This is a genomic window from Streptococcus pseudopneumoniae, assembly GCF_001076775.1.
Lineage (GTDB): Bacteria > Bacillota > Bacilli > Lactobacillales > Streptococcaceae > Streptococcus > Streptococcus pseudopneumoniae_G.
Map to the genome: position 1 here is coordinate 47,470 of NZ_JVGV01000007.1, position 26,848 is coordinate 74,317.

Below are 26,848 nucleotides of genomic sequence, written 5' to 3' on the forward strand. Positions count from 1 at the left end.
AGCCCTCCTAAAAAAGGACATCTAATTATTTGTTCCCGCTATCAAATTGACAGTTTATTTAAGAATACCTTGCCGCATATTTATTAACTCCTTTTAAATAGTCACTTAAATTATAGCACGTAAGAGCATATTTGTAAAGGAATCTCCAATTTTTTATCAAAAAGAGTACATGATTACAAAGTATCTGTAATCATGTACCAATATTTGTTATTTTACAATCTTCCAATTACTCCCGTTCTTTTCAAGTACCAAATCAAATTGAGATACCTGCGTTGCTTTGGTCTGCTGGTCGATATACTCCACTGTCAGCGATACCGTGACTTGATTATCCTTACGATTGTGAATAGGATTTACCAGTTCTTGAAAGATGTACTCTTTTCCGATTGGTTTTAATATCCCGTCATTCACATAGTAGGAAAGTTCACTGGCTGTCGCTGTAGGATAGAGCTTGAAGAACGTCGTTAAAAACTCATTGATTTCATTGGTTGTAATGGAATCAACCGTCCCCTCACTTTCAATGGCTTTTGGTTTATAACTTGATTTCTTAGGTATGTTGGTAATGGTCGGATTCTTAACCAGTACCATATTTCCAGAACCATCTACATAGACACTCACTATATAAGCAGAGTGGACGGTCTTTGTATTTTCTCCCTCTGTAATGAGCTGGTCTACACTGTAGGTTACATTAAACTCATTGTCGCCAGTTGGCTCTACCGTCCATATCTGAAATCCTCTTACAGAAGACGATACAGGAATATCTTTGCGTACTGTATCAACATTGAGAGCTTGAAGTTCATCTGTCAGATAGCCTTTTAGACTTTCCATTCGATTATCAATGGACTTATCGGATTGCTCCCATGAATAGTAGACTTTCGCAAAGTTCTCTACAAAATTTTCTACATGATGAGTATCAACGTATTCCTTTTCTATGATAGTTGTTTCGTGAATAGTATGAGTATCTATAGCTGTAAAGTGCTTGAATATCGCAAAGCTGAAACTAAGCCCTAAAAGTACCCACAAGGCAATCACAACCTTTTTATGAGGATTGACCTTATAGTAGACACGAGGTTTCTTTTCCTTTGGTATCTGTTTTTCTTTATTCTGATTTTTTCTAAATTTCATCATTAAATCTTCCTTTCTCATTGTTTGATTCGTCCTGCTCCCACTAAATGCTGTTGCCAGTAGGGGCTTGTTAAGTCGGCATAACCGATTGGGTCGCCTGCATGAAACATACGGTTATTGCCAAGGTATATCCCAACATGAGTAATATAAGAGCCAGCGTTATAGGTAGAATGAAAGAAAACCAAATCGCCAGCTTGTGCTTCCGATAGTGGGATATGCTGGGTCACATCATATTGCTGTTGTGCGGTTCGTGGTAAGTTAATTCCAGCTTTTCCATACGTCCATTGTGTCAGTCCGCTACAATCAAAAGAAGTAGTCGGGGAAGCTCCACCGTAAACGTATCGCCAGCCCTCATATTTCAGTGCTTCGTCCATGATGGCTTGTACCGTATCATCATCAAACTCTGTTGTGACAAGATACTGCGTTACCAGTTGCACATAAAACATATTGCCATAGTTGTATCGCCAGCCCCCATTGATAGGTATGGCTATGGGATTGGGGTAAGACACTTTTTCGCCACCTGAATACTCTTTTGAGAAACTTTGAGCCAGTTCAAAGGTATATTTATTTCCACGATTAGCCACATACCCTAAGAAACCACCACCATAATTGTAGGACTGGATAACCGATTCTAAATCTACACTGAGCCTTTCGCTACTGGCTAATAATTCACTGAAATACTTCACACCTTGCTTAATGGATTCTTCTGTACTCAATGAATTAGGTGGAAGACCGAGGGATTCCGAGGACTGCATAACATCTTCCGCAGTACCGCCCGATTCCACCTGTATAATCGCAAGAAGTATGTTGACATATTCTTCAACGCCATATTCTTTGGCATATTTTTCTACCATAGGCTTATGAGCCAGCACTTCTGCGGAAACATTCACACCTCCATAATGAATATTGGAAATTCCGCTGTCCTGTTCATCTGAAAATAAAATGGCAACAAACAGAAGCAGTGAGAAGACCATCAAGAATAATCCAGAACCACCAATCACTAAAGTTTTCAACTTCATGGTTTCTTACCGACTTTCTTAATGGTGGCGGTTTTGATTGGTGGTCTACTTCTTGTATTTTGTAGTGGTACTCTTTGAACAGTAGACGGACGTTCTTTTGTGATTGGACGTTGTGAAGTTCTATCTGCTGTAGTGGTTGAAGTTGCTGGCTTTTGAACGGTTTTTTCTTGAACGGTATTGCCTTGGCGTTCCACTTTTGGACTTGAAAAATCGGACTTAACTGCTGGACGCTCTTGTTTGGCTTGTTGAGATTCCTTATATGAAGTCTGAATATTAGACTGTTTTGAGGTCTGTTCATCATGATATTGTTCTTGTCTTGTAGTCGGTCTTTCATGAACAGAAGAAGCAGGCTGTTTTTTCTGTTTGACCTGTTCCATTTCAGAGCGACGCTTCGCAATGGTTTTTCGCCTTTGTTCCTGCTGTTCCTTGCGTCCACTGGCTCTGTCCGCTTTGGTTTGAGAAATACTACTGGTTAAATCACGGACATTCTCTTTTACTTTGGATTTTCCTTGATATACTGCATATCTTGCATTGGTCGGCAAATCTTTAACCTGTTCTTTCAAACCACTAGCAGTGTCTACCATTCTGTCTTTGGTATCAGCTACTGTACCGATGGTTTGACCGATACGTTTTCCAAGTGTTGATTTTTCCTTTCCGTCTGGTCGGGAGTGATCTGCTTGTGTCCTTGCAGAACTCCCCGAACCCGACTGTCCTTTTTTACCTGTAACAATGGCAGACCCAGCCCCTAGAGTAGTCATGGAACGTCCAAGTTTCCGCTGTAGACGGTGCATGTGAGCGTGCATAAGCATACGAGGTTTTCTCATCACACGACTTCCCACACTTTGAGAATCGTTACTCTGTAGAGAAAACATACTCATTAAATCGCCCAGCTTGAAGTAGATTCCTGCAAAGGTCACAATCTGTAGAAAAGCAATCAAAAAGAACGGATAACCAGCCGATAAGGTATAGAGCATGGTTGAAATACTAAATGCTGTCGTAATAATCAATGTGATTCCAGCTCGTGTCAAAATGGTATTAAAGAGCTTTGTTATGGCTCGTTTTGACATACCATCAAATGATGGAATCATGCTTAAAATAAAGCTCACAGGCAGAAACATAGCATAGATGATAAAAAGTACCTGCGAGAAAATCATGATTCCTGTTAATAGGAATACAAATATGGAAATCCCAATATTGAAGACAAATAGGAAGAAGACTGTACCTAAACGGTTAATGGTCTTTGTAATGGTTAGATTGGTATTGCTTCTGTCTTCAATTTCTTCCGCAACAATTTTTTCTCTGTCTTCGCCATTGTTGGAATCTGGGCTGGTGGAGAGCAGGCTTTCCACACGGTCAATACCGATACTTTCAATGTCTGAACTGTTGTATTGAAGCAGTAGCCACGGTTGCTGAACCTGTATGGAAAACAGGCTATCTCTGATTAAGTCCACGCTGTCCTTGCCTTGACTATCGGAATGGGGCATGACAATTTTTGTACCCAGTGACAAACTAGCGTTGCTGATGTCTGATGAAAAGTCATTGATTTTCTTAATATAATCGGGAGCATAGGCAATAAAGGAAGCCGATAGGATAAAAACCAGCACAAAATTCATGAGGGCATGAATTGCCTTTGTGGTTTCTCTCTTTATCAGTCCTGTATAGGCAACATAAACCCCAAGAACCAAAATCAAGAGTAAAAGGAATCCAACATAGAAACCCTCTGTTGATAGTCCACTAGGCGTAACCCCTGCAAGGGTCTGCATATTCTTGCCAATGGAATCTGCTGTAGCGGAAATGAAGTCTAAGGAATAGGCTTCCTGTACTAAGTAACCCGTCGCATTGGAAACATAAAGACTGATTGTCCAAATAAAATTGGTAATGGCATATAGTCCATACATGACTTGTTTTCCAATTCCGTCCGACCAGTTCCACGGTAGCCAGCCCCAGCTATTATCCACATAAAAATCCAGTTGATAGTTTTCAAGTGGGTATCGGCTGTATTCATTTGCCACATTGACCGTATCATCTACCAAGCCCGCAGCTTGAACCACCGTTCCCAGCATGGCTAAAAGAAAAATGGCAATCACAAGTGTGAAAGCCACTGTCATTGCCACTTTACCTAGACGTTTCAGCGTCCAGTTTGATTTTATTCTGTTTAATATTGATGGTTTCACATTTACACCTCTTTTCGCACAGGTGGTCTGGTATCAAAGGCATGGAGCAGTTCTTCAAATACAGGGTGGAACTGTATCACACCGACACGACCATATAAATCACTGATAAGGCATTGCCCGTTTTCCAAATCACGCAATCGCTTCTGATTGTTTTCGTCCTCTGGGTCTACACCAAAAAAGGCAAGGGTTTTTTTAATCTCGTTAAGGTCAGTGGAACGAAAGGCAAATTTTAAGCCGAGGTTATTTTTCAGTTTTTCATCTAAGAGGTCATCTGTATTTTGGGTCACGAAATATACCCCAGCGTTCATAGCACGACCAGCACGAACCAGCTTCATAGATAGTGTTTTCCCTTGTGCCACCTGTAAGAAGCTCCATGCTTCGTCTAAGTCTACAATCTTGAAAATACTTCGGTCTGTATGGATAAAGTCCAACGCAAAGGTACTAATGACAATCAGCATTGCAACGGATAAAAGCTCCATAGTGGTATATTCCTCAAAGGAAGTTTCCTTGTCGGGAAGTACCAAGTCCGCAACCTGTATAATGTTCAGTTGTTTTTCTAAGCTGATAGACTGCTCCACATAACCATTACTGAATAATAAATGTGCAAAGTCATAGTCTGTAAAACTTTCGATATGGTCGGCTATACTGGTACTTAGTGGCGTATTCTCAACCCGTAATTCCTCAATCACTTTCATCAACCCTCGTACTTCACTATTGGTTACTGCACGAATGGCTTTTCTAAGGATTGGGAAGCGTTCCCCATCACGAGAGGAAATCCCCGTAAGGAATGTCAGAATATCAATAGCCAGTGATTCAGAATCTTTGGGATTTTTCATAATCACATAAGGGTCAAGTAAGCCTTTGTTTTTCTCATCAGAAGTCAGAGTGACGATATTGATTTCATGGGAAATCTCTGGCAAGGTTTCTTTCCATCTGCCACGTTCTGCTTTTGGGTCTACAATCACTGCTTGTGCCCCATAAAGCACCGCATAATAGACGATAAGGTTATTCGCAAAGGATTTACCACCACCCAGCGAACCAACAAAAGCCGACGCTAACGCATTGGTTACTGAACCCTTAACCCCTTGACTGGCAAGAGCAGGTTTCAGATAGACATTGCGTCCAGTATCTAAGCTGTAGCCAACATAAATCCCCTCATTTTCCCCCAGCATTTGAGTAGCACCAAAACCTAAACCAGCGAGGAAATCAGAGGTCACGTATTGAATATAATCATTCATATAACGCTTGCTGGCAGGTAAAAATTCTTCATGTAAGCCGAGCATATCCCCAAATGGTCGTACCAGTTTTACGCTTAAATCGTCATAAAAATCTTTCACTTCATTACAACGACGTTTGAGTTCGTCAAGATCATTTGCTGATACCCTTACCACATAAGACAGCTTGTACATAGATTCCTTGCTTTGGTCTAAATTGGTTTCCAGCTCATTCACACTTTCCAGAGCTTCCGCCACATTGGAGCTGGTTTCATTATCACTTTGCCAAGCGTGGTTATCCAAGTCTTTCAGTTCTTTCTTTTTATTGCGGACAGTAGATAGGGCTTTACGATTCGCTACAATTTCCACATTCATTGACGTATCAATCGGGAATGTAAATTGCTGTTGCTGGTAGTAGAAGATTTCAGAGGACGGGAAGTCCAGTTCTCCGACAATGCTGTTAATGGTAAAGTAAGCTACATAGACGGTTTCATCTTCCTGCTGGATTTTCAAATATCGCTGTTTTTCTTCCACCAAACAGCGAGTAGGCTTAATCAAGTCATAGTATTTAATCAGCGTTTCATTATCCAGCTTTTTCTTTGATAGATGGTACTCATACTCTTCATAGGCAGTGCCTGTCTGTCCGTAAAGGTGTTCAATCAGATAGCCGAAGTCGTCCTTATCTAACCTGCGGATTTTGAAACGACGAGAGATTTTATTTTCTAAGAGCTTTTCCATCTTCTGAAAACGCAGGATTTCATCATTACTCATACTAACAAAATCGCCCATCAGCTTATGGTTCACATCATAGACAAAATCAGACAAAGCATTTTTTGCTTCAACGGTAAGACTTTTCATAGAAAACTCCTGATCGTTGAGAAGCAACTTAAAGCCGATAAAGAAACGGTAGTTCACTTGATTTTCGCCAATCATGGATATTAAAGCGTCTGTCTGTTGGTCGATTTTGTCATAGGCAACCGCTTTGAGCTTGCCAGTGACTTCATTTTTGGAACGCTCTTGTGCAGAACGTATGCTGGATTCTGTACTGATTTGTAAAGCATGAATTTTGCCATCACGATTTTGTGCGATAAGCTGTCTGAAAGAATCATGCACTTGTATTTTCTGTTCTGGACTTAGAAATGAGTAATTGTAAGGAACAAGCTCATAGTAAGCATAACATTCCCCGTCTTTATTCCAGACGAGATTGTTTTCAATGTATTTAATTGGATATGCCATAAAATTCACTCCTAACTGCTGTAATGGCTTCTTGTGGCTGGTTTCTGCCAAGCGTTACTTTTTTTCCTGCATAGGTCAGCTTTGGTCGCAGTGCATAAGCAATGACAGACTTCAAAAATCCATAAGGCTTTTTACCATCAAAAGTTTTTGTAGACATAAACCATGTGAAAGCCACAGGAATCCCAAAGTATTTGAGAAATGCTCCCTCTATCATGGAAAGAGGGGGCAAGTTGCCAAGTATCATCACTGCAAAGAGTGACACGACAAACCATGTCATTTGCGTAAAGGTTATGGGAAACGGAAGTCTAAAATCATTGATAGAATACAGTACCTTTTCCACAGACCAGATACTGGTATAGCTTCGTATTTTCTTCATGTAATCAATCCTTTCATAAAAAATAGGGGTAGCTGATTGAGCCACCCCGTAAAATAGAAAATCTGCCAGTAGTAATGTACCGACAGATTTAATAGACGATTTCAAAAATCCCATGATTGGTTGAGATAAACGTTCCTGAAAGGTCTAAATCCCGACCATAGGCTTGATAATCAATATAGTTTTGAAGACTAGCTGGTACTTCGCCTAAAGCACCCGTTTCTTCAATGTAGTAGCGTGCCACGTCATACATATCATCACAATCGGAATGAATGATAATATCCTCTTGATGTTCGCTTAGTTCTTCAATGCTTGAAAAATGAGTGAGCAGAGCAGATAGCTCCGATTGTAATTCTTCGGGTAATTCCGATACCATTTCCCATAGTCGATTGAGTTCGCCAATGGAAGTGTATTCGTCAACCGTAAAGGGTAACTCGTAGTCATGAATGGCGTATTCCTCATATTCATCATTCAAGCCGATTTTCTCTTTGACTTCCTCAAAGTCAATGGGAAAGGTAAACCACGCACCGACCAATTCGCCCTCATTGTATTTGCCTAAATTCGCAATATAGACTTGCATATCGTCCATATATTCACGTCCTTTCTTTGTAGAGATTCAAAAATCCCTACCGCACTTCGTTTGGTGTACCATTCCTTTGCGGAACATAAGAAAACCACTTATATTCCACAAAAGAACGGTTTTATTTAAGCACCAATAATGCGATTGAATAGCTCTAGTAAAATGTCTTTTACTCCAGCAGCGTTGAAGACTAAGCCAACCGCAATAATCGCAATAATTAAAAAGCCAATCAGTTTGCTAAACTCACGCTTGAAGCCAAGATACAAGCCAATCACAACGATTGCTAAAAGCACCAGTGATTGAGCGTTTGATAGAAACCAGTTATAAAGGTTTTGTCCAAAATTCATAAAAATGTTCTCCTCTCTATATTCAATGAATTTGTATTTGAGTTATTTTTTTGTTGTTATCACGTCCTGTTCTTTTACTGACTGTTGCTTCAAAATCTGCTTGTGTCGGTCTGTCAGTTTCGCATGGTCGAGAATGTCTTTTACAACCTGCGTCTGGTTGATTTCATCAAGTTTAATCGCAACCTTTAAGGTCGGGGCAACTTGATGAGATAGCCAGTTCAGCGTCCTTTGGAAGGAGTAAGGCTCTGGTTTTGTGGTTAGTTTTAATCGTTCACGATTGTTCCCAATAAACCAAGCCCATTCTTCATTCAGTTTCCAATCAGAACGAGGTTTGGAATCGTCTTTATCTACAAAACGGATATACCGATTGATAATTTTAAAGGCGGTATGCTCTGGATTGTCATAGACGAGTAAATCACGGACTGCATAATAGGCACGCTCATTTTTCAATCGAATCTCAAAACGGTTTTTTACTTCTGCGTCTTCAATGGGAATATCATTTTTCTTGTACTGCTCGTAGTCCTTTTCATAGATACAGAAATAAACTTCACTTTGTAATGAACCGATATAGAGGGTGTTTCCCATACATTCCTTTTCCTCTTTGCGTACCAGTTCGCCACTGCGATAGCTTTTAAAACTGCGGAAGACGGAGATACATTCTTCCTGTTGGCACTTTTCAGTGAGTACAGGGATATTCAAAATCCCTGTCTTATCGTTAATGGCAAGGTCAAGGCGTTTCATCACACCGCCAGCCACCAAAACGTCCATAAAGAACTCATACCAGCTTCTTTGTTGTGCCAGAAGATAGCTTTCAAATTGTCTGCACCCACGACCTTTCAATTCCACCAGAACTCCTTTGTCCAGTTCATGGGAGCAAAGGACGAATATGTCGCCTAAAGCATAATGCTCTGAATAAGAATAGAAACCATAGTCCTCATGAAGAAAATAGGACAGTTTCAGTTGTAAGATGTTTTCGACCACCTGCTGTACGTCTGTTGTCGGAAAGCGAATCCTTACATAATCAAACAGCATTTCAAGGGGAGCGTCGGGATTGAAGCGTTCCAGAGCTTCCCAAAGGGACTGCTGTAAATCCTCTGATGGCTTGACTTTTCCTGTTTCAATATCGCTTAGATACTGCCTTGTAATACCAGTCGCAACAGCTAAACGGTTTTGAGATAGTCCATAAGCCAAGCGTTTTTCTTTTAAATGCTGTAACCAAGTTTGTTCATTCAGTAAAAATCCCTCCAATCAAAAAGGCGTATGTCAACTTTTAAAGCCCATTTGACATACGCTGAAATTTTGTAAATCCCTTGTAACCAAAGGATTTTCTAATGTTTTTTTGACTGTTTCCTGTCGATTTGTACCCCCCTGTTAGATACGGGGGGTTAAGTGCTGGCGTGGCTATTGCCACACCAGCCAGCAAGATCAGTCCACACCTGCGACTTCCGCTTCGCACGTCGCCTGCGTGGACTGTCTGCTGTTGGATAACTTTTTAATTTCCTCCAAGAAATCATATCCTTTTGGTACAAGGGGAGTATAAAACTCTGATATGACACTTGTTCCTACATCAACATAGCCACGACCTTTGATTCGCTTTAAGAAGAAATCCTTTTGTACGTCACTGCCAAACATCATGCCATAGCCCATTTCAGACATACGACCTAAAGCCACTCTGAAATTAAACTGATCACGGATTCCGTCGCCTAAATATTTTGCGTCTGGACGTTGACAAGCCAGTATTAGAAAGAAGCCAGCTTGACGACCTAACATGACAATCTGTTTCAGCTTATTCATAACTGCGGTGTTTTCTTTTGTTCCCAGCATTTCCATGAAAGCGACGTATTCATCAAAGATTAAGAAGTGTGCCGGGAGACCTAAGTAAGCATAATTTTTGCCAGTCTTATAGTTCTTCATCTGCTTCATTTCCTCACTACGTTTCATCATTTCTTCATAGAATGTTTCAATGCAAGAAAGCAAGTCTTCTTTTCTATAGTAGACATTTGCCATCACAGAACCTAAGTCCGCAAGGTCAGCATTTTTCGGGTCAAGAATATACAGTTTTGAATCTGTATGAAGCAAGGCTTCAATCAGTGTCAGTATAAAGTAAGTTTTACCGCCACCTGTACCACCAGCAATCAACATATGAGGGAGCTTATCATATTCCCACCATACGTTTTTCATTAAGCGAAGTTTACCATCTTTAGCTTCTACTTCATCAATAGAAATACGACTGGCTATGGTGTCATAGAGCAAAGTATATTCCACATAGGAATCCTTTAACTCTTTATCCGTCAGCTCACAGTACAAGCCACTCTCTAATTTCTTTTCCAAGTGTAAGAGTTGGTCTTGATATTTTCCCAGCGTGATTTCCACCCGTATCTGTATCAAGCCATTTTTAAGTCGATAATACATTTTAGGGAAGTAGGTTATCTTTTCCTTTGTACGACCAGCACTATCTTTAAAGAAACCCTCTGTTTTGACCTGTTCAGATTCATACCACTTGTTTTCAAGTATCATCTTTGCCAGTTTTTGACGGTGGTAAAGTTGTTTAACCGTATCATAGCGAACCCGTTTGAATACAAACGCTACCAGCAAGCAGATAAGAATTGCGACACTGAAACTGATAATTAAATAGGGAATGTCAATCTTATCTGCTTGTGATAGGTTAAAATCCTGCCAGTTGATCTGCTGGATTGTCTTCACATGAAACAGTCCGACAACCAGCAGGAAAACAGGCAGGAGTGACGCTATCGTAAAATGAAAGACTAAATCTTTACCAGATGGGCGAATCCTTTTACCACGCTGTTTCATGCGAAAAAGTCTCCTTTCTACCTAGCGACTATTTGTCTTGTGTCGGTTCTTTCTTTGCTTGTGGTTGAGCTTTGAATGAACTAGAATCCTTTGTCAGCACAATATCGTCTGCCTTGATATACCAGTCAACATCTGCTCCTTGATAGGTGGCAGTAGCAACGGTGTCCGCAATGGGATTGATAAGTTCCACCCGTGCGTTATAATCAAACTCTTTCAAAGGCACGCTGGCAGGAATACTTACTTGAATCATGCGTCCTTGTCCTTTGGATTTTAAGTCATAGGTACGTTCCTTGATTTCATCTGAAACCGACCCGTCTTCATTTTGGATTCTCACTTCACGACGTAGAGCAGAGAATTTCAATTCTCCAAAAGTCGTGTCTTTATCTAATACAATGCCATTTGCTAATCTCATCATTTTTCCTCTCTTTCTTTATTCTTTTATCATGTCGTCAGCATGTAAAAGGTAATTTGTAAAACCACGAGTGCCGATTTTGTAGCCCTCTGCGGTAATACGTGGATTGACTAACTTCACACGTTCCTCAAAGCCGAAATGTTTTTCGCCAGCTTCAGCAGGAAGCACCACCACAATATCATCTGCTCTTTGAACATCAGAATAGAGATTATAGCTTCTTGATAAGACAGTTAGCCGTCCGTTGATTCTTCGCTGAACGACTTTATCCTCGCCAGCAAATTCTAAATTGCCGAATGTTTTTTCCATGTTGGGAATCACAAATTTAAGTTCCATATTTTTACCTATCCTTTCTTTTTTATTGGCTGAATGAATGTTTGATGGTCTTAAAGAGTGGGGAACGACCTTTTGATTCTTGATTTTTTGTTTTCATAAGTTCACTTCCTTTCAAAATCGGGTAAAAAAATAGACACCTCATTTTTTGAAGTGTCTACCTATTAAATATTCAAATTTTATTGGAAGTATCTTTATATCTTCACTTTTCAAGGATAAATCGTCGTATCAAAGCTCATTCATAAGTAGTAAATTAGTAGTAAATTGAGTGGTTTTGACCTTGATAAAGTGTGATAAGTCCAGTTTTTATGCGGATAACTAGATTTTTATGCTATTTTTATCTTAAAAAATGTAGATATGAAATTGACAGTCTAGATAATATTAAAGCGAGAGAGTAATATGTTATTTTGGATTTGTTTAATATCAACAATTATATTGGCTAATTTTGTTCTCCTGAAAGAGTAATTAAAGATACAGGGAATTGATCTGATTCAAGGGAGACGATTCCCAGTTGACGCAAGCTTAAAAAAACGATATAATAAGAAAGTTGAGATTTGATTTTCAGTTGTCTTAGTCCAGAGAAATGGCGGTGCTGCGAGCCATCTAAGCTAGAAAGTCATGCTACTCAATCATACAATTGCATAAGAATAAGAGAATGACAAGTTCATTGAATGAAGGTGGTACCGCGGTTTTTCGCCCTTCGTGATATGAGCTTGTCTTTTAATTTTTGGAGGTGTTGATGAAAACATTTCTTGTCAAACAAAAGTTTCGTCTTGGAGGCGAACGCTTCGCTATCAAGGATGACAGGGGAGAAATCGCCTATCAGGTAGAGGGATCATTTTTTTAAGATTCCCAAAACTTTTACCATCTATGATGTTAATGGTGAACAAGTCAGTCAGATTAGTAAAGAAATCTTGACCTTGCTTCCTCGTTTTGAGATTCAGCTTCGGGATGGCTCGAGTTTTGTCATTCGCAAGAAGTTGACCTTCTGGCGAGATAAGTATGAGTTTGATAATCTAGGTCTTCGTATCGAGGGCAATATCTGGGATTTGAATTTCAAATTGCTGGATGATCGCGATCAGCTGATTGCGGAAATTAAGAAGGAACTCTTCCATCTGACCTCTACCTATAACGTAACGGTCCTTGAGGACGCTTATGCAGACCTAGTCATTTCCCTCTGTGTCGCGATTGACTATGTGGAGATGCTGGAAAGCCAATCACATTAAACAAGTAAATAAGGAGACAATATGAAACAACTATCTAGTGCACAAGTACGCCAAATGTGGCTTGACTTCTGGGCAACCAAAGGTCACTCTGTAGAACCATCAGTGAGTTTGGTTCCTGTAAATGACCCAACACTTTTGTGGATCAACTCTGGTGTAGCAACTCTTAAGAAATACTTTGATGGGACTATTATCCCAGAGAATCCACGTATTACCAATGCGCAAAAGGCGATCCGTACCAATGACATCGAGAACGTAGGGAAGACTGCACGTCACCATACTATGTTTGAAATGTTGGGGAACTTCTCTATCGGTGATTACTTCCGAGACGAAGCGATCACTTGGGCTTATGAGCTTTTGACAAGCCCTGAATGGTTTGACTTCCCAGCTGAGAAACTTTACATGACCTACTATCCAGATGATAAAGATTCTTACAACCGTTGGATTGAAGTGGGAGTGGACCCAAGCCACTTAATTCCAATCGAAGATAACTTCTGGGAAATCGGTGCTGGGCCTTCTGGACCTGATACAGAAATTTTCTTTGACCGAGGAGAAGCTTTTGACCCAGAAAATATAGGTCTTCGCCTTCTTGCAGAAGATATCGAAAACGACCGTTACATTGAAATCTGGAACATCGTTTTGTCACAATTTAACGCAGATCCTGCTGTTCCTCGTAGCGAATACAAGGAATTGCCACACAAGAACATTGATACGGGCGCTGGTTTGGAGCGTTTGGTGGCCGTTATCCAAGGGGCTAAGACCAACTTTGAAACGGACCTCTTCATGCCAATCATTCGTGAAGTGGAGAAATTGTCTGGTAAGGTTTATGACCAAGATGGCGACAACATGAGCTTTAAGGTCATCGCAGACCACATCCGTTCCCTTTCATTTGCCATCGGTGATGGTGCCCTTCCAGGAAATGAAGGTCGTGGTTATGTCCTTCGTCGTCTTCTCCGTCGTGCTTCTATGCATGGTCAAAAATTGGGAATCAACGAGCCTTTCCTTTACAAACTCGTTCCAACTGTTGGTAAAATCATGGAAAGCTACTACCCAGAAGTACTTGAAAAACGTGACTTTATCGAAAAAATCGTTAAGAGCGAAGAAGAATCATTTGCTCGTACCCTTCACTCTGGTCAACACTTTGCCCAAGGCATCGTAGCTGACTTGAAAGAAAAAGGTCAATCTGTCATTGCTGGTCAAGATGTCTTTAAACTCTATGACACTTATGGATTCCCCGTAGAGTTGACAGAAGAAATCGCTGAAGAAGCTGGTATGACTGTAGACCGTGAAGGTTTTGAAGCAGCCATGAAAGAACAGCAAGAACGCGCGCGTGCGTCAGCTGTCAAGGGTGGCTCAATGGGTATGCAAAATGAAACTCTACAAAACATCACTGTAGAAAGTGTCTTCAACTACAATGCTAGCCAATTATCTTCTAAATTGGTGGCTATCGTGGCTGACAATGCAGAAGTAGAAGCTGTATCAGAAGGAACTGCCTCTCTTATCTTTGCAGAAACGCCATTCTATGCTGAAATGGGTGGACAGGTCGCTGACCATGGACAAATCTTGGATGAATCTGGTTCAGTTGTAGCTAAGGTGACAAATGTTCAGAAAGCACCAAACGGACAAGCCCTTCATACAGTTGAAGTTCTTGCACCGCTTGCCTTGAACCAAGAATATACCTTGGCAATTGATACAAATCGTCGTCACCGTGTTATGAAAAACCACACTGCGACTCACTTGCTTCACGCTGCCCTTCATAATATCCTTGGGAATCATGCAACACAAGCAGGTTCTCTTAACGAAGTTGAATTCCTTCGCTTTGACTTTACTCACTTCCAAGCAGTAACTGCTGAAGAATTGCGTGCCATTGAACAGCAAGTCAACGAAAAAATCTGGGAAGCTCTTGAAGTGAAGACAGTTGAAACGGATATTGACACTGCTAAAGAAATGGGAGCTATGGCCCTCTTTGGTGAGAAATACGGAAAAGAAGTCCGTGTTGTTACTATCGGTGACTACTCTATCGAGCTTTGTGGTGGTACCCACGTTGGCAACACTTCTGAAATTGGTCTTTTCAAGATTGTCAAAGAAGAAGGGATCGGATCAGGAACTCGCCGTATTTTAGCAGTGACTGGTAAGGAAGCCTTTGAAGGCTACCGTGAACAAGAAGATGCTCTTAAAGCAGTCGCAGCAACCTTGAAAGCACCTCAACTTAAAGAAGTACCTCACAAGGTAGAAGGACTTCAAGAACAACTTCGTCAACTTCAAAAAGAAAATGCTGAGTTGAAAGAAAAAGCTGCAGCTGCAGCTGCAGGCGACATCTTCAAGGACGTTAAGGAAGTCAACGGTCACCGTTACATTGCTAGTCAAGTGTCTGTATCAGATGCCGGTGCCCTTCGTACCTTTGCAGATAACTGGAAACAAAAAGACTACTCTGATCTTCTTGTCCTAGTTGCTGCTATCGGTGACAAAGTCAATGTCCTTGTAGCAAGCAAGACAAAAGATCTTCATGCAGGAAACCTTGTCAAAGAATTGGCACCAATCGTCGATGGACGTGGTGGTGGTAAACCAGACATGGCCATGGCAGGAGGAAGCAACCAAGCTAAGATCCAAGAATTGTTGGATTCAGTAGCAGGTAAATTGTAAGATAATAAAGATCTATCCACTTGGGTAGGTCTTTTTGTGAATACAAAAAAACCAAATCCGCTTGGATCTGGCTTGATGATTATAAGCTATTAGATAGTATTGGCTGCCCAGACACTTACCGAAGCAGCTGAGACAGGGAATTGTCCATAACCTTCCTCATCGATGATAACTTGAGCTTGGTGGTTTTCAAGTAGATCTACAAAGGTTTGGTTAGCCCATTCTTGGCCGATAAACATTGATTTGCTGTTTTCTTGGTCATTTGAGATGAGAACTGCGATTGGGGATTGATTTTCAGCACCTGAACGTACCCAACCGATACAGTTAGGATCATCAAAGTAGTCATTTTGTTCTCCATAGGCCAAGTCTTTTCGGATGGCTAGGAGGCGGTCAAGGACTTCTTTGAAATCTTGTTGAGCATACTGCCCTGAAATCCCATAGTAGTCGCCGTAAAAGACACATGGAAGGCCATTTTGGCGTAACAGAATGAGGGCATAGGCTGCTGGTTTGAACCATTCTTCAACAGTAGACTCAAGAGCCTGACCACGTTGGGTATCGTGGTTGTCGACAAAGGTTACAGCCTTGTAAGGTTTGAGTTCAACCAAGCTATCTGTGAAAATACCACGAAGGTCATAGTTTGCGCCAGCTTGACTGGCTTCAAAGAGATTCTGGTGGAGACGAACATCAACAAGGTCAAAGCGTTCTTCCGTTTTTTCAAGATAGTCCAGATTGGCTTCCTTATCAGGATTCCAAAATTCACCAAAAACATAGAAATCCTCACCGTATTTTTCCTTCATATCACGGATGAAATTGCTCATGAAGAAAGAGTCAATGTGTTTAACGGCATCCAAGCGGAAACCAGCTACACCAGTCGTTTCCATGAACCAGTCAGCCCAGTCATAGATATTTTGGATGACTTCAGGATGTTTAAAGTCTAGGTCGGCATACATGAGGTAGTCGTAGTTACCATTTTCGTTATCGACCAATTCCTCATTTGCCCAACCCTTGTTGTCTCCTTGAATCAGATAAATCCCAGATTTACGGCGTTTAGCATCGTAGTCTGTACCGGTGAAGTGGTACCAATGCCAGTGGAAATCATTGTAGGTATCTTGGCGACCATCGAATGTAAAACTAGTCCAGCCATTGATGGTGAAGGGTTCCCCAAGTTCAACTGTACGGTCTACAGGATCCACTTCGATAACTTGAAAGGCTTCCATGTGATCAGCAGCAGCCTTGTGATTGAGCACCACATCGGCCATAGGTTGAATTCCCTGTGCTTTTAGAACTTGAATGGCTTGAAGATAGTCTTCTTTAAAACCATACTTGGTGCGGACAGTTCCTTTTTGATTAAACTCTCCTAAGTCGAATAAGTCATAGACCCCATAACCTACATCTTTTTCATTGGTAGCCTTGAAAGCTGGTGGCATCCAGACGTGGCTGATACCGAGATGAGCTAGGTGTGGAGCATCTTCAGCTAGACGCGTCCAGTGCTGGCCGTCGTGGGGCAGATACCATTCAAAGTATTGCATGAGTGTTTGATTTTGCATGATGTTTCCTCTTACTTGTCAATCTTGTTCTTTATTCTATCATAAAGTATCGGTTAGCTCAAACGTTTGCGTAAAACTGAATAATAAGTTTTTGACTATTTTATATAAAATGTTGATTTTTAAAATGAAAGCGCTATAATGATAGTGAATTACATAGATAAAGAGAGGAGATTTCTCATGATTGAATTTCAAAATGTTAGTAAGTTGTATGGTGATAAAGAGGCCTTGAGCAATCTCAATTTGCAGATTGAAAATGGAGAGATTATGGGCTTGATTGGCCATAATGGAGCTGGAAAATCGACCACCATAAAATCCTTAGTCAGTATTATTTCACCCAGCAGTGGTCGTATTTTGGTTGACGGTTTAGATTTATCGGAAAATCGCTTGGCTATCAAACGAAAGATTGGCTACGTTGCAGACTCGCCTGACTTATTTTTACGTTTAACGGCCAATGAATTTTGGGAATTGATTGCTTCATCCTATGATTTGAGCAGCTCTGACTTGGAGGCTAGTCTAGATAGGCTATTGAAGGTTTTTGATTTTGCTGAAAACCGTTATCAGGTTATTGAAACCCTTTCTCACGGAATGCGTCAGAAAGTCTTTGTCATCGGGGCACTCTTGTCTGATCCTGATATTTGGGTCTTGGACGAACCCTTGACTGGTTTGGATCCCCAGGCTGCCTTTGATTTGAAGCAAATGATGAAGGAACATGCACAAAAAGGTAAGACAGTCTTGTTTTCAACCCATGTCCTCGAGGTAGCTGAGCAAGTCTGTGATCGGATTGCAATCTTGAAAAAGGGGCATTTGATTTATTGTGGTAGTGTAGAGGACTTGAGAAAAGACCACCCAGACCAGTCTTTGGAAAGTATCTACCTTAGCCTTGCTGGTAGAAAAGAGGAGGTTTCAGATGCGTCTCAAGGTCATTAAAAAATTAGTGGATATCAATATCCTCTATTCATCTCAAGAAGCTAATCTGGCTAACCTACGAAAGAAGCAAGCTAAAAATCCTGGGAAAAAAGTAAATGTTTCCGCTAGAGTCCTAGGTTCTTACATTTTTTCCAGTCTCTTGATGCTCATCATGTTTATAAATATAGCCAATCATTTTCCTTTTGATGAAATGCCTGTTTATTTTAGTTTTATGGTTGCTATTTTACTAGTGATTGCCTTTTCAACTTCTTTAACTGCCTTTTACAATGTCTTTTATGAGAGTAAGGACTTGGTATCGTATAGGCCTTATGCCTTTAAAGAATCAGAGATTATAATTGCTAAAGGACTGTCTGTCCTCTTGCCAGCTCTGCCTGGAATTGTACCAATCCTAGCTTATTTTCTAGTCCTCTACATTAGGCTAGCACCTTCTCTTTGGCTTGGCTTGCCTTTGATGCTACTGTCCTTGGCTCTATTATTTGTTTCTGTGGCTCTAGTGATGGTAGTGGCAGTGCATTTCTTGGCTCAAACTGCGCTTTTTAGAAAGTATCAGTCTATTTTTTCGAATGTGATGATTGGGATAGGAGTTCTCACACCTTTAATATTTGTCTTCTTTCTACAGTCGACTTCTAGAGGTATAGGTGATCAGACTAAAGAAATTCCACCTCTTCTTTATCCTATTCATATCTTTTACAAAATAGCAGTGGAGCCTTTTTCGATAGAAGCCATACTGGGTCTGCTCGCTTGGATAGCTTTAACTGTTTTCTTGCTTTACCTGACCCAAAAGAAGGTTTTTCCTCATTTTTATGACGTGATTCTTCTTAACAGTGAGGAGAAGGTCAAGAAAGAACGTCGCAGTAAGGAGGGGCTTTCAACTACTAAAAAGGGCTTTTTCCGTATGGTTTTACGCTACCACCTCACCCTTTTGGGACAGGGGACTGGCGTGATTACAGTGCTTTTTACAAGTGCTTTCCTTCCTTATCTCATGATGATCGGTCTGATTTCCAACATCCGAGATTCTCAGATAGTTCCAGACATTCATCCTCCATACTGGTTACCCTTGTTTTTTATAGCTCTCTTTATAGCAGTTGTCAATAACAATATTACCAGCCTGCATTCAATTGCCTTGTCCTTGGAGAGGGAAAATGTTGAGTTTCTTAAGAGTTTACCCTTTGACTTTGCTCGTTATGTGAAAGTGAAATTTTGGATTATATTTGCTGTCCAGTCTTTTTTACCAGTTCTGATTTTACTTGGCCTTTCTCTATATTTAGGCTTGCCTATCCTTTCGATGATTTACCTTCTTGTAGTCTGGACCCTTGCCAGTGTCATCCTTTCTTACCACAATTACTTTAAGGACGTGAAAAATCTGTCAACCAATTGGAGTAGCATTACGGACTTGGTGAACCGTTCAAATCGTATAGTAGCAATTGTTTTGATTTTGGTTTATAGTGCAATCTTAATGGCCCTTGTAATAGGGAGCATATTCTTGGTTCGGTCTCTCTCCCCTATCCTTGCCATTAGCTTGGGAGTAGGAGCTCTTATCCTTCTGCTTGGTCTTGCTATTTTTGGATATCATTACTACCTGTCACGCATATTGACGGAAATAGAAAAAAGATGAGCTAGTTGGTCGCTTGATTGATAAATTTTATAAAAAGAAATGCTCCTCCACGATGGAAGAGCATTTTTTATTGTGATTTTGATTCGGTTTCTGCCGACTCTGGATGGAGTTCTTGGTAACTTGGTGCCTTGAAAAGGTCAGTACTGGTCTTACCTTGTCGTTGGCTAAAGAGGCTAGTTGACTGACTTCCCTTTTCCTGCTCAATCTTTTGCAGAATTGGCAAGGAATTGAGGTAAGAAATACTTTCTGTATCAACTTTTCCAAGATGATCTGCTTGGTAGAAACGTATTAAATCACCAGTTTGAATCTGGTCGCTGATTTTTAGCTGTTGGCTGGCTGCCTGCCGAACGATTTCTAGTTCAGTCTGAGCTTGTTCATCAAGATTACTGATTTCAAGACCGCTTTCAGTATAGTAGGTTCGTCCGTCGTAGCTAGTATATTTGGGTGTGACGAAGGAATTAGCAGTTCGAAAGGCAACGATTTCTTGGTGGTCTGGTGATAGGAGGTCTTGGCCGACTTGAAGGAAGGAGTTGGACTCAATACCAAGGAGGTGTTCGAGAGTCGGTAAGATATCGATTTGTCCACCGTAGGTATTGATGATTTGTCCCTTTTCATAGCCAGGCATGACCACCATAAAAGGCACTCGTTGCAACATGGCATTGTCGTAATTCGACCAGTTCTCAGAAGTCTTTCCAATCAAGGGTGCCAGATCAGGATTTCGGGAGTTGGAAATTCCATAATGGTCTCCGTAGATGACGATGATGGATTTTTCATAGAGGCCACTTTCTTTGAGATAGTCAAAGAAGGCCTTGATAGCACTATCTAGATAGTTAGCTGTTTGGAAGTAGCCATTGATGGTTTCATCTTTGGTTTTAGCCAGTGGGAAACCAAGCTCATCGCCTGTTAGATTGCTAGCATAGGGATAGTGATTGGACACCGTGATATACTTGGCATAAAAAGGCTGCTGCAAGTGCTCTAGATATTGGATAGAATCTTTCATCATGATTTTATCATTTAAACCATATTGGAAAGAATTGCTACTGTCTTGCTTGGTGAAGTAGGAAGCATCAAAGAAGTATTGGTATCCCCATTGCTTGTAGGTTGTATTTCGATTCCAGAAGGTCCCGATATTACCGTGAAAGACTGCACTTGATTGGTAGCCATTTTTTGATAGGATAAAAGGCGCAGCCTGCTGGGTATTGGTACCTCCATAGTTGACCATAAAGGAACCTTGATCAAGTCCAAACAAACCGGTCTCTAGCATGGTTTCTGCATCCGAGGTCTTACCAGCCTTAACTTGGTTAAAGATATTCGAAAAGGCTAGGGTTGATTGCGAATGGTAGAGGGAATTAAGGAAGGGAGTGACTTCATGATCAGTTCCATCTATGTTGAGTTTATAGTCCAGTAGGAACTGCTGAAAACTCTCCAAGTGGAGATAAATCACATTTTTCCCTTTGGCAAGGCCAAAATAGTCTGGATTGGGCTTAGCAGAATGTTCTTGAATATAATCTGTAATAGGTTGAAGATCAGTCTCAGAGGCCTTGGCACGTTCTTTGTTGGTACTGTAGGATTGGTTGGCACTATAGCCTAAAAAGGCTGGCAAACTAAGGGCACGAACAATATAATAATTAGAAAATCCTCGCGACAGGAGATCGGGACGCTCAATCTCAGCCAAGAAAAGGTTAGCTGAAAAGAGCAGGGCCGAGAGAGCAGTGATGGCAACACTGGAGCGGAATTTGAAAAGTCTCCTATCCAATTGGATGAATTTTTTATAGAAAAGGAAAGCCAGCAGTGGGAAATCCATAAAATAGATGAAATCCCAAAAGCGCAGTAACTCTAGTTCCGCAGTACCAACAGATACCTTGCTGACCACCTTCATGGTATTGGCCGTGATAAAGTCACTAAATTCTCGATAGTAAAAAATATTAGAATAAAGCCAAATGAACAAAAGGCTATAAATAGCTATACTCAGGCCATAAAAGATCTTGGTTGACCGAGCATAGAGGGCTAGAGCCAGCAGGAGGAGTCCCAAAGGAATGGGATTGAAAAAGGCGATAAAGGCAAGGTAATTTCCCTGCAATTTGCCTACTTGAATATCTAAATTGAAGTCAACGGTATAGGCTAATAAGGTTTTGAGCCAATAGAGGATTAAAAGGGTTAGGACAAAACCCAGTCTGGTACCCATGGCTTTTTGGATTTTGTTAAAATTGATTCTCACACAATTACTTCCTAAGTTTTTATTAGTATTAGTATACCATTTTTTAAAACTAGAGTAAAAAAGCAAGGGTAGTTTCTTTTTTGAGAATTGTCACAAAATTTGCTATAATAGGGACTATGAATAGAATAAGAGTCAGCAAAAGGGTTGAAAAGAAGCTTGCCAAAGGTCTGGTTTTACTAGAATCCAGTGACCTTGCAGATGTTCATCTCAAGGATCAGGAAGTAGAAGTCCATAGTCAGGAAGGAACCTTTCTTGGGACTGCCTACCTTTCTCAGCAAAACAAGGGCTTGGGCTGGTTTGTGAGCACAGACAAGGTGACCTTCAATCAAGCTTTCTTTGAAACGCTGTTTAGACAAGCTAAAGAAAAGAGAAGTGCCTACTATCAAGATGATTTGACAACTGCCTTTCGTCTCTTCAACCAAGAGGGAGATGGCTTTGGCGGTCTGACAGTGGACCTTTATGGCGACTATGCTGTCTTTTCTTGGTATAACTCTTATGTTTATCAGATTCGTCAGACCATCTCAGAAGCTTTTAGACAGGCTTTTCCTGAGGTGTTAGGGACCTATGAGAAGATCCGCTTTAAGGGTTTGGACTATGAATCTGCCCATATTTATGGCCAAGAAGCACCTGACTTTTTCACTGTTTTGGAAAATGGTGTCCTCTATCAAGTCTTTATGAACGATGGCTTGATGACAGGGATTTTCCTAGACCAGCACGAGGTTCGTGGTAGTCTAGTTGATGGATTGGCTATGGGTAAATCCTTGCTCAATATGTTTTCCTACACAGCAGCCTTTTCAGTAGCTGCGGCCATGGGTGGAGCTAGCCAGACAACTTCGGTTGACCTAGCTAAACGTTCACGAGAATTGTCTCAAGCGCATTTTCAGGCAAATGGAATCAGCACAGGCGACCATCGCTTTATAGTCATGGATGTCTTTGAGTATTTCAAGTATGCTAAGCGAAAAGGCTTGACTTACGATGTGATTGTTCTAGATCCGCCTAGCTTTGCTCGGAATAAAAAACAAACATTTTCTGTGGCTAAGGATTATCACAAGTTGATATCCCAGAGTCTTGAGATTTTAAATCCGGGCGGTATTATTATTGCCAGCACCAATGCTGCCAATGTATCCCGCCAGAAATTTATAGAACAAATTGATAAAGGCTTTGCAGGAAGAAGTTACCAGATTTTAAATAAATACGGTCTTCCAGCAGATTTTGCCTATAATAAAAAAGATGAAAGTAGTAATTACCTCAAGGTGATTAGTATGAAGGTTAGTAAATGAAATTAATCGTTTCAGTAATGCCAAGAAGTTTAGAGGAGGCCCAGGCTCTGGATGCCACGAGGTATCTGGATGCCGACATCATTGAATGGCGTGCCGACTATCTGCCTAAAGAAGCGATTTTGCAGGTGGCTCCAGCGATTTTTGAAAAATTTGCAGGTCGTGAATTGGTTTTCACGTTGCGAACTCGTTCTGAAGGGGGAGAAATCGACCTTTCTCCAGAAGAATATATCCATCTAATCAAGGAAGTGGCGCAACTCTATCAACCAGACTATATTGATTTTGAGTACTATAGCTACAAGGATGTTTTTGAGGAAATGCTGGACTTCCCAAATCTCGTTTTGAGTTACCATAATTTCCAAGAAACACCTGAGAACATGATGGAAATTTTGTCAGAGTTGACGAGTTTAAATCCAAAACTTGTTAAGGTTGCGGTGATGGCTCACACGGAGCAGGATGTGCTAGACTTGATGAACTATACACGAGGCTTTAAAACCCTCAATCCTGAGCAGGAATATGTAACTATTTCTATGGGCAAGGTGGGTAAGGTCTCTCGTATCACTGCGGATGTGACAGGTTCTAGCTGGTCCTTTGCTAGTCTAGATGAGGCAAGTGCCCCAGGTCAGATTTCCCTAGCTAACATGAAAAAAATTCGGGAGATTTTGGATGAAGCTTGATGGCTATACACGTTTAGCTGCAGTTGTTGCCAATCCTATTAAGCATTCGATTTCCCCCTTTATCCACAATAGTGCCTTTGAGGCGACAGCTACCAATGGTGCTTATGTGGCTTGGGAGATTGAAGTGGCTGACTTGGCAGAAACAGTGGCCAATATTCGTCGCTACCAGATGTTTGGCATCAACCTGTCCATGCCCTATAAGGAGCAGGTGATTCCTTATTTGGATGAGCTGAGCGATGAAGCGCGCTTGATTGGTGCGGTTAATACGGTTGTCAATGAGAATGGCAATTTAATTGGATATAATACAGATGGCAAGGGATTTTTTAAGAGCTTGCCTTCTTTTACAATTACAGGTAAGAAGATGACCTTGCTGGGTGCAGGTGGTGCGGCTAAATCAATCTTGGCACAGGCTATTTTGGATGGTGTCAGTCAGATTTCTGTCTTTGTTCGTTCGGTTTCGATGGAAAAAACAAGACCTTATCTAGACAAGTTACAAGAGCAGACAGGTTTTAAAGTGGACTTGTATGCTTTAGAAGATGTTCCCGAACTGCAAGCAAGGATTGCTGGGTCGGATTTACTGGTCAATGCGACAAGTGTGGGCATGGATGGTCAATCATGTCCAGTTCCTGAAAACTTAGTCTTACCAGAAACTCTCATAGTAGCAGATATCATTTACCAACCCTTTGAAACACCATTTTTGAAATGGGCTAGAAGTCAGGGTAATCCAGCGGTCAATGGTCTGGGAATGTTGCTCTATCAAGCTGCAGAAGCTTTTCAACTGTGGACAGGCAAGGAAATGCCGACAGAAGAAATTTGGAAGTCCTTAACAGAAAAATACCAATAAAGAAAGGGAGATTCTCCTATGAAAATCAGAATCGATATTCCTCATCATCCTTATGATATTCAGATTGAAAAAGGTTGTCTGGCTCAGGCTGGTCAATGGTTGCGAGAACTCTGGCAACCACAAAAAGTGGTTATCATAACAGACAACCATGTAGCCTCTCTCTATGCGGAGAAGGTCAAGCTCAGCCTAGAAGATGCTGGTTTTCAGGTAGCAGTTTTTGACTTTTTAGAAGGGGAAGAAAGAAAGAATTTAACCACTGTCCAGAAAGTCTATGAATTTTTAGTCAAGCAAGGTCTGACTCGTAGCGATGGAATCGTGGCTCTTGGTGGTGGTGTCGTTGGGGACCTGGCTGGTTTCGTAGCCTCTACCTATATGCGAGGTATTCATTTTGTTCAGATTCCGACTAGTTTGACAGCCCAAGTGGATTCTTCTATCGGTGGAAAGACAGGTGTCAACACTCCATTTGCTAAAAATATGGTGGGGACCTTTGCCCAACCAGATGGGGTTCTGATCGATCCGCTTGTCCTTGAAACGCTCGGAAAAAGAGAGTTGATTGAAGGGATGGGAGAGGTCATCAAGTACGGCTTGATTGAGGATCCAGAACTGTGGGCTCTCTTGGCAGAGCTGGATGGTTCTGTGGAGAGCATTCTGGAACATGCAGAGACCTTGATTGAACATTCTTGTCAGGTCAAGCGCAAGATGGTAGTTGAGGATGAGTTGGACAATGGTGTTCGCCTTTACCTCAATTTTGGCCACACTATTGGTCATGCTATTGAAGCGACTGCTGGCTATGGTAAAGTCATGCATGGAGAGGCTGTGGCTATGGGAATGGTGCAGATATCCAAGGTTGCTGAGGAAAAAGGCCTCATGCCGGCTGGCATTACCCAATCTATCACAGAGATGTGTCAGAAATTTGGACTACCTGTTGACTATGAAAACTGGGATGTTGATAAGCTTTATCAGGCTCTTACTCATGACAAGAAAGCGCGTGGCAATACCTTGAAGTTGGTCTTGGTACCAGAGCTTGGTTCGGCAACCATTCACCCAGTTTCTCTGGAAGAGATGAAAGACTACTTGGTAAAATAAGGAGAGTGTATGAGATATTTAACTGCAGGAGAATCACACGGTCCCCGTCTGACGGCTATCATTGAAGGAATTCCAGCTGGACTTCCTTTGACAGCTGAGGATATCAATGAGGACCTTAAGCGCCGTCAGGGTGGCTACGGTCGTGGTGGCCGTATGAAGATTGAGAGTGATCAGGTTATCTTTACTTCGGGTATTCGCCATGGGAAGACGACAGGGGCGCCTATTACCATGGATGTCATCAATAAGGACCACCAAAAATGGCTGGATATTATGTCTGCGGAAGACATTGAAGAGCGACTTAAAAGCAAACGAAAAATCACCCATCCTCGCCCAGGCCATGCCGATTTGGTTGGGGGTATCAAGTACCGTTTTGATGATTTAAGAAATTCTTTGGAGCGTTCATCAGCTCGTGAAACCACCATGCGGGTGGCAGTTGGGGCAGTTGCCAAACGCCTCTTGGCTGAACTGGAGATAGAAATTGCCAACCATGTCGTGGTCTTTGGTGGTAAGGGAATCGATGTTCCTGAAAATCTAACTGTGGCTGAAATCAAGCAGCGAGCTGCCCAGTCAGAAGTTTCTATTGTCAACCAAGAACGGGAACAAGAAATCAAGGATTATATTGACCAAATCAAACGTGACGGTGATACCATCGGTGGTGTTGTGGAGACAGTCGTCGGAGGCGTACCAGTTGGTCTTGGTTCCTATGTCCAATGGGACCGAAAATTGGATGCCAGACTTGCCCAAGCAGTTGTCTCTATCAATGCCTTTAAAGGGGTGGAATTTGGTCTTGGCTTTGAAGCTGGTTATCGTAAAGGCAGCCAAGTCATGGATGAAATTCTCTGGTCTGAAGAAGACGGCTATACTCGCCGTACCAATAATCTAGGTGGCTTTGAAGGTGGTATGACCAATGGGCAACCCATCGTTGTTCGTGGAGTTATGAAGCCCATTCCTACTCTATACAAACCACTCACGAGTGTGGATATCGAAACCCATGAACCCTACAAGGCAACTGTGGAGAGAAGTGATCCGACAGCTCTTCCAGCTGCAGGTGTAGTTATGGAAGCCGTTGTGGCAACGGTTCTGGCACAGGAAATCCTTGAAAAATTCTCATCAGATAATCTAGAGGAATTAAAAGAAGCGGTAGCTAAACACCGAGACTATACAAAGAACTATTAA

General features: G+C 41.4%; 22 protein-coding genes and 1 pseudogene. 9 read left to right on the forward strand and 14 right to left on the reverse strand.

All coding sequences use genetic code 11. The features are described 5' to 3' along the window. Window positions 1-207: 207 nt before the first annotated feature. The 12 genes from ADJ60_RS01180 to ADJ60_RS01230 form a co-directional block, all read right to left on the reverse strand. Entirely contained in the window at window positions 208-1,143 is a 936-nt protein-coding gene (locus ADJ60_RS01180) for a conjugal transfer protein (protein WP_001863540.1), read from the reverse strand. Then, on the reverse strand, window positions 1,140-2,141 hold the full coding sequence (locus ADJ60_RS01185) for a lysozyme family protein (protein ID WP_000769868.1): 1,002 nt from the start codon (window positions 2,139-2,141) through the stop codon (window positions 1,140-1,142). The genes ADJ60_RS01180 and ADJ60_RS01185 overlap by 4 nt, the downstream gene beginning before the upstream one ends. Next, on the reverse strand, window positions 2,138-4,315 hold the full coding sequence (locus ADJ60_RS01190) for a CD3337/EF1877 family mobilome membrane protein (protein WP_049542889.1): 2,178 nt from the start codon (window positions 4,313-4,315) through the stop codon (window positions 2,138-2,140). The genes ADJ60_RS01185 and ADJ60_RS01190 overlap by 4 nt, the downstream gene beginning before the upstream one ends. A 2-nt stretch (window positions 4,316-4,317) precedes the next feature. Beyond that, window positions 4,318-6,765, reverse strand: coding sequence for an ATP-binding protein (locus ADJ60_RS01195; protein WP_000331160.1), 2,448 nt, complete (start codon window positions 6,763-6,765; stop codon window positions 4,318-4,320). After that, on the reverse strand, window positions 6,749-7,141 hold the full coding sequence (locus ADJ60_RS01200; RefSeq protein ID WP_000723888.1) for a conjugal transfer protein: 393 nt from the start codon (window positions 7,139-7,141) through the stop codon (window positions 6,749-6,751). The genes ADJ60_RS01195 and ADJ60_RS01200 overlap by 17 nt, the downstream gene beginning before the upstream one ends. An 88-nt stretch (window positions 7,142-7,229) precedes the next feature. Further along, entirely contained in the window at window positions 7,230-7,727 is a 498-nt protein-coding gene (locus ADJ60_RS01205; protein WP_000342539.1) for an antirestriction protein ArdA, read from the reverse strand. Window positions 7,728-7,843: 116 nt separating this feature from the next. Beyond that, window positions 7,844-8,065 carry a hypothetical protein gene (locus ADJ60_RS01210; RefSeq protein WP_001009056.1) on the reverse strand — a complete coding sequence of 74 codons (222 nt, stop codon included), beginning with the start codon at window positions 8,063-8,065 and terminating at the stop codon, window positions 7,844-7,846. Between the two features lie 42 nt (window positions 8,066-8,107). Next, complete coding sequence (mobT, locus tag ADJ60_RS01215; RefSeq protein WP_000398284.1) at window positions 8,108-9,313, reverse strand: MobT family relaxase; 1,206 nt, start codon at window positions 9,311-9,313, stop codon at window positions 8,108-8,110. Window positions 9,314-9,335: 22 nt separating this feature from the next. Continuing rightward, complete coding sequence (locus ADJ60_RS10910) at window positions 9,336-9,488, reverse strand: hypothetical protein (RefSeq protein ID WP_000879507.1); 153 nt, start codon at window positions 9,486-9,488, stop codon at window positions 9,336-9,338. Window positions 9,489-9,490: 2 nt separating this feature from the next. Further along, window positions 9,491-10,876, reverse strand: a complete 1,386-nt coding sequence (locus tag ADJ60_RS01220) for an FtsK/SpoIIIE domain-containing protein (RefSeq protein ID WP_000813488.1) — start codon at window positions 10,874-10,876, stop codon at window positions 9,491-9,493. Window positions 10,877-10,904: 28 nt separating this feature from the next. Further along, window positions 10,905-11,291, reverse strand: coding sequence for a YdcP family protein (locus ADJ60_RS01225; protein WP_000985015.1), 387 nt, complete (start codon window positions 11,289-11,291; stop codon window positions 10,905-10,907). A gap of 15 nt (window positions 11,292-11,306) precedes the next feature. Further along, window positions 11,307-11,621, reverse strand: a complete 315-nt coding sequence (locus ADJ60_RS01230; protein ID WP_000420682.1) for a YdcP family protein — start codon at window positions 11,619-11,621, stop codon at window positions 11,307-11,309. Between the two features lie 736 nt (window positions 11,622-12,357). On the opposite strand from ADJ60_RS01230, the pseudogene ADJ60_RS01235 reads away from it, so the two are divergent. Both ADJ60_RS01235 and alaS read left to right on the forward strand, forming a co-directional pair. Then, window positions 12,358-12,844, forward strand: a pseudogene (locus ADJ60_RS01235) (LURP-one-related/scramblase family protein). A gap of 21 nt (window positions 12,845-12,865) precedes the next feature. Then, entirely contained in the window at window positions 12,866-15,484 is a 2,619-nt protein-coding gene (gene alaS, locus ADJ60_RS01240; protein WP_049542891.1) for an alanine--tRNA ligase, read from the forward strand. Window positions 15,485-15,573: 89 nt separating this feature from the next. Here alaS and ADJ60_RS01245 read toward each other — a convergent pair whose 3' ends face one another. Continuing rightward, window positions 15,574-17,028 (reverse strand): alpha-amylase, encoded by a 1,455-nt coding sequence (locus tag ADJ60_RS01245; protein ID WP_049542893.1) that lies wholly within the window; start codon window positions 17,026-17,028, stop codon window positions 15,574-15,576. 177 nt (window positions 17,029-17,205) lie between these two features. On the opposite strand from ADJ60_RS01245, the gene ADJ60_RS01250 reads away from it, so the two are divergent. Both ADJ60_RS01250 and ADJ60_RS01255 read left to right on the forward strand, forming a co-directional pair. Next, window positions 17,206-17,955 (forward strand): ABC transporter ATP-binding protein, encoded by a 750-nt coding sequence (locus tag ADJ60_RS01250; RefSeq protein WP_049542895.1) that lies wholly within the window; start codon window positions 17,206-17,208, stop codon window positions 17,953-17,955. Then, the gene (locus ADJ60_RS01255) at window positions 17,936-19,570 is read left to right on the forward strand and encodes a hypothetical protein (protein WP_049542897.1); all 1,635 of its coding nucleotides are present in this window, start codon (window positions 17,936-17,938) and stop codon (window positions 19,568-19,570) included. The genes ADJ60_RS01250 and ADJ60_RS01255 overlap by 20 nt, the downstream gene beginning before the upstream one ends. 67 nt (window positions 19,571-19,637) lie before the next feature. Here the strand turns inward: ADJ60_RS01255 and ADJ60_RS01260 are convergent, their stop codons facing one another. Beyond that, a complete protein-coding gene (locus ADJ60_RS01260) occupies window positions 19,638-21,755 on the reverse strand; it encodes an LTA synthase family protein (RefSeq protein WP_049543050.1) in 2,118 nt (705 codons plus the stop codon). Window positions 21,756-21,904: 149 nt separating this feature from the next. Between ADJ60_RS01260 and ADJ60_RS01265 the strand changes: the two genes are divergently transcribed. The 5 genes from ADJ60_RS01265 to aroC are packed head-to-tail and all read left to right on the forward strand — an operon-like array spanning window position 21,905 to window position 26,848. Continuing rightward, window positions 21,905-23,068 (forward strand): class I SAM-dependent rRNA methyltransferase, encoded by a 1,164-nt coding sequence (locus ADJ60_RS01265; protein ID WP_049542899.1) that lies wholly within the window; start codon window positions 21,905-21,907, stop codon window positions 23,066-23,068. Then, on the forward strand, window positions 23,065-23,742 hold the full coding sequence (gene aroD / locus ADJ60_RS01270) for a type I 3-dehydroquinate dehydratase (RefSeq protein ID WP_000767765.1): 678 nt from the start codon (window positions 23,065-23,067) through the stop codon (window positions 23,740-23,742). The genes ADJ60_RS01265 and aroD overlap by 4 nt, the downstream gene beginning before the upstream one ends. Next, entirely contained in the window at window positions 23,732-24,586 is an 855-nt protein-coding gene (locus ADJ60_RS01275) for a shikimate dehydrogenase (protein ID WP_049542901.1), read from the forward strand. Before aroD ends, ADJ60_RS01275 begins: the two co-directional genes overlap by 11 nt. An 18-nt stretch (window positions 24,587-24,604) precedes the next feature. Next, entirely contained in the window at window positions 24,605-25,672 is a 1,068-nt protein-coding gene (gene aroB, locus ADJ60_RS01280; protein WP_049542903.1) for a 3-dehydroquinate synthase, read from the forward strand. 9 nt (window positions 25,673-25,681) lie between these two features. Beyond that, on the forward strand, window positions 25,682-26,848 hold the full coding sequence (aroC, locus tag ADJ60_RS01285) for a chorismate synthase (RefSeq protein ID WP_049542905.1): 1,167 nt from the start codon (window positions 25,682-25,684) through the stop codon (window positions 26,846-26,848).